Here is a 4,431-nt window from a genome sequence, read left to right on the forward strand (position 1 = left end):
CTGTTCGACGATCAGGGATGCTTCTTTGCAGTGCGTGGTCAGGGCTTTCTCGAATTGTCCCATTTCATTCATGGTGGCAAAGCGCTGGCCTTCGCCCAGATGGGTCGCCAGCGTTTTTGACAGGAAATAATTCATGCTCTCGTTGGTCAGCTTGGCGAAGAACGTGCGGGACAACTCGCCGAACTCCCGTTTTTTCCCGAGCGACGCCAATGCTGCCTGAACGTCACTGGCGTCTGGCGTAAACAAGGAGGGCAGCTTGGGAGAGATGTGTTCGACCAATGCTCCAACCAAGGCCCGCTGCGACATCTCACCCAAGTCAGAGCGGCTACCGTTGGACTCCAGTTTCCGATCCATTGCCTCTGCAACAGCGGCGGCAACGTCGGGCAATGAGGTGTCCTGCGGCAGATTGATGCCGACCGACTGCAGGTGATCGTTGAAGTTGTCCTTCTTGGCAGCAATGGCAAGCTGGGTCATCAGCCATACCGCCTCGGTAAACCCCTCATCGTTGAGCACAAATGAGAAGGCCTTGTCAGCAGCCCGTATTGTGGCGTTTGCGATTTGGGACACGTCGGCACCGGCCGTGATCAGGCCGACCACCTCTTTCCATGCCCTCGATCTTGGAAGGCTCCCAAGTCTGACGTGCCCCATGTCGTTCTCCTTATTTTTCTCGGCCCGGCACCATTATTCGGGCCTTCTGATGACGACGATGCTCCGGGCCTTACGAGCTTCTTTCTTCAGATAGCCTTTCCGTACCAGTTGAGCGATCTGCTCGTGGGCGCTCGCGTGGCTGATGTCGAGGGCTTCCGAAAGTTCCTTCACAGTTGGCGGCAACCCCTTTTCATCGATGAGTTGGCAAATGACCCTCAGCGTCCTGGCTTGGGGGTCGGTTATTTCCGAGACCTTTTTCTTTCCCATGGCGATTGCTCCGTGTCGTAGCCACTGAGCGGATTAAGCCCAATTTATGACCACAGAATATACGACCTGATGAATATCAGGTCAATCAAAAAAACAGGACTTCTCGTCTGATTCCGTCACCTTGCAAAGATCTCCGGTAAGTAACCAACGCAAGTCCGGATAAGGCGGACGTAACCAGATAACCGACCAGAAGCGGAGCTGAGGCGGTTGTGGGTGCCATCAAACGCGCATCCCAACCGCCGACGTTTTCTGGCATCCACACCACCAGCCCCCGGGTCTAACCGGAGGTGTTCGATGTTGGATGTACAGGAGCTGAGAGATGAGCCGGGGGCAGAAATCCACGGCAAAGATGAAAATCCGGAACGGCTTTCGAGCGATGCCAGGCTCCAGGCTGCTGTTTCGATACTGGCAACGGCAGTCCTTCGTAGAAAGGCGAAAAAGTCATGTGGCGGCAGTGATTTACAAATTTTCCAAGTTTCTTCGACCGCGACCAGAGAAGGACTTGATTCGTTGCGCGAACAGAGCGTTCATTCATGACAACTCGTCCGGAACCTAAAATAAGGAGTTGAAAATGAATGAGTTACAGACAGCCGCCCCGAGCGGCAAAACCCAGGACCGAACCAGAAACTCGGTCTTGCGGCAGATGGCGCTGCTGCAGTCCATGTCCTTAGAGCAGCTCCGGGGAAAATGGCTCGACCTCTACGGAGGCGAACCGCCCCAATACAAGAAGCAATTCCTGGTCAAACGGCTGGGCTATCGCATCCAGGAGCTTTTCTACGGAGGGCTATCCGAGCGGGCCAAGACACACCTCGGTCAGGTAGCCAAGGGCGATCTGGTGGCGACTGTCAACCGCCGCATTCCCGAAGAGCGAAAAGCGAATGAGACCATCCTCCCGGGGACCAGGCTGGTGAGGATTTGGAATGACCAGCGCTACGAGGTGACCGCCCAAGCGGAGGGATATGAGTTCGACGGACGCACGTTCCGGTCGCTCAGTGCGGTGGCAAGAGAGATCACCGGCACGCGCTGGAATGGGAAGGTTTTTTTCGGGTTGAAAAAAGTTTACGGCAAGAAAGCCGAAGGAGGAGCCAATGCTCGATAACGCCAATGTCGTGCCGGGCAGAAACAAGACTCTTCGCTGCGCCATCTATACGCGCAAGAGCCACGAGGAAGGACTCGAGCAGGAATTCAACTCGCTGGATGCGCAACGGGAGTCGGCCGAGGCTTACATCGAAAGCCAGAGGATGCAGGGCTGGACAGCATTGTCGGACCGCTACGACGATGGCGGCTTTTCCGGCGGCACCATGGAGCGCCCGGCGCTGCGCCGTCTGCTGACGGATATCGACGCCGGGAAGATAGACTTGATCGTGGTCTATAAGATCGACAGGCTTTCGCGCTCGCTGCTCGACTTTATGAAGATGATTGAGGTGTTCAATGAAAAGGGTGTCAGCTTTGTCTCGGTCACCCAGCACTTCAGCACCACCGATCCAACCGGCAGGATGTTTCTCGGCATCCTGATCACCTTTGCCCAATACGAGCGGGAGGTCATCGCCGAACGTATCCGGGACAAGGTGGCGGCCGCCAAGCGCCGGGGGAAATATTGCGGCGGCGTGCCCATCTTCGGTTACGATGTCGACCGGGAAAAAAAGAAACTGCTGGTCAACCCGGATGAAGCCAAGACAGTGCAGTATATCTTCCGCCGGTTCATCCAGATCGGCTCGGCAAAGAAGCTTGGGCAGGAACTGAACGAGCAGGGATACCGCACCAAGGCCTGGACTACCAAGAAAGGCAAGGTGCGCGAAGGCTCCGAATGGAACACCGCCCATATTTACCGGCTGCTGAACAACCGGATTTATATCGGCGAGATCGCCCATAAGGACCGCAGTTACCCCGGGGAACAAGATGGGATCATCGACCGGGCGACCTGGGACAAGGTGCAGGCCAGCCTGGCAGACAACAAACCGGTCAAGATATCCATGGCCAGAACCAAAATGGTCGCCCCTCTGAAAGGCGTTATCCGCTGCGGCCACTGCGGATGCTCGATGGGGCCGACCTACACTCGCAAGAACGGCCGACACTACACCTATTACATCTGCGAGAAGGACAGCAAACGGACTGTGAGCCGCTGCCCTCTCAAACGGATTCCCGCCGGGGACATCGAGCAGGCCGTGGTCGAGCAGTTGAGCGCGGTGTTCCGCACGCCGACGCTGGTGGCCAAGACCTACTTCGCGGCCCGTGACATCGAGAAGGCGGAGCGGGAGCGGCTGTTCAAGCAGAAAGACCAACTCGAGATGGAACTGTCACAGGCTCGGGAGCAAGCCATCGAACTGATGAAACCCGGCAACGATCAGCCGGGCAAGGCCGAGATGCTGACGACCGTCAACCGCCAGGCGGTCGAGCTCTCGAAACAACTGACGCATGTGAGCGAGCGGTGCAAAGCCTACCAGGGGAACAGCATCACGGAGCTGGACGTCTCGGAGGCCTTCCAGAATATCGAGGGCTTCTGGGAGGACCTTTTTCCGATAGAGCGGAACCGGCTCATCCGCCTCCTGGTAGACAAGGTAGAGATCCGCGAGACTGGAATCGATATGGAGCTGCGCACCAACGGGCTGACGACGCTTATCGCCGAGCTGGCTGGCCTGGCATGCGAAGTCACTGAACGGAGGGCAAGCCGATGAAAATCAAACCGACCATTACCGTGGCCGACAACGGCAACTTGCAGATCCACATCCCGATGCTCATCCGGCGCATGCGCGGCCGCAAGACGGTTATTGCTCCCCAGGCGCTGGATGGAGAAATCCCCGGGGCGCAGGTGCCGGTGCAGTCCGCCATCCTCCAGGCGCTGGCAAGAGCCTTTTCCTGGGCCGACATCCTCGAATCCGGCCAGATCAAGTCCATCAGCGAGCTTGCCCGTACCCTCGACGTCGACGGCTCGTATGTGACCCGCATTCTCAAGCTAACGACCCTTGCCCCGGACATCGTCGAAGCCCTGATCAACGGCGAGGAGCCCAACGGACTTTCGCTGGCTAAACTGACCCAAACCTTCCCCGAAGACTGGACCGAGCAGCGCCGCCAGTTTGGTTTCGCCACCGACTGACGACCGGACCGGAGACCACCCTCAGAGCCGACCATCAGCGTCGGCTTTTCTTTTGGCGGAGGCAGGAAACCGGAATTGACCACACTTCTTTTCATCACCGAGGAAGGCGATTTCGAAAAATACGTCCGGTTACGGCACCTCCCGAGGACCTAAGGTAACCGCCAAAAACGGCAACCAGCCGGAAACCTATATCAATCAAGGATGTAGCTTTCCGGACGAGCTTCGGACTTGGTCCGAAGAAAACAGAGAATCAGGGGTCAAACAGAGAATGAATGGCTGGAGGATGGGGAGAATCTATGGTGCGGAGAGGTGCTTTGGAAAGATGTGAAACGGGCGCAAACCCTTTAGAAACAAGGGGAAAAAGAAAACCCGTCACCCCGGAGAATGACCCCAGAGAGACGGGTTTGTCTTTTCTAAATGGT

The 4,431-nt window shown here is 57.0% G+C and carries 6 protein-coding genes; 4 read left to right on the top strand and 2 right to left on the bottom strand.

Translation table 11 applies throughout. The features are described from left to right. Both LHW45_11040 and LHW45_11045 read right to left on the bottom strand, forming a co-directional pair. Positions 1-597: hypothetical protein (locus LHW45_11040; protein ID MCB5286103.1), on the bottom strand; the 597-nt coding region annotated here is incomplete at its 3' end. An 84-nt stretch (positions 598-681) separates the two neighbouring features. Next, the gene (locus LHW45_11045; protein MCB5286104.1) at positions 682-915 is read right to left on the bottom strand and encodes a MarR family transcriptional regulator; all 234 of its coding nucleotides are present in this window, start codon (positions 913-915) and stop codon (positions 682-684) included. Positions 916-1,209: 294 nt separating this feature from the next. Between LHW45_11045 and LHW45_11050 the strand changes: the two genes are divergently transcribed. From LHW45_11050 to LHW45_11065, 4 genes are read left to right on the top strand one after another with little or no spacing between them, the layout of a single operon-like run. Continuing rightward, the gene (locus LHW45_11050; protein MCB5286105.1) at positions 1,210-1,452 is read left to right on the top strand and encodes a hypothetical protein; all 243 of its coding nucleotides are present in this window, start codon (positions 1,210-1,212) and stop codon (positions 1,450-1,452) included. A 34-nt stretch (positions 1,453-1,486) separates the two neighbouring features. After that, a complete protein-coding gene (locus LHW45_11055; GenBank protein ID MCB5286106.1) occupies positions 1,487-2,014 on the top strand; it encodes a DUF2924 domain-containing protein in 528 nt (175 codons plus the stop codon). Continuing rightward, entirely contained in the window at positions 2,004-3,590 is a 1,587-nt protein-coding gene (locus LHW45_11060; protein ID MCB5286107.1) for a recombinase family protein, read from the top strand. The genes LHW45_11055 and LHW45_11060 overlap by 11 nt, the downstream gene beginning before the upstream one ends. Next, positions 3,587-4,009: a hypothetical protein gene (locus LHW45_11065; protein MCB5286108.1), complete on the top strand. Its 423-nt coding sequence runs from the start codon at positions 3,587-3,589 to the stop codon at positions 4,007-4,009. The genes LHW45_11060 and LHW45_11065 overlap by 4 nt, the downstream gene beginning before the upstream one ends. Positions 4,010-4,431 lie beyond the last annotated feature (422 nt).

It is taken from the genome of Candidatus Cloacimonadota bacterium (assembly GCA_020532085.1).
In the GTDB taxonomy this organism is placed as follows: domain Bacteria; phylum Cloacimonadota; class Cloacimonadia; order Cloacimonadales; family Cloacimonadaceae; genus Syntrophosphaera.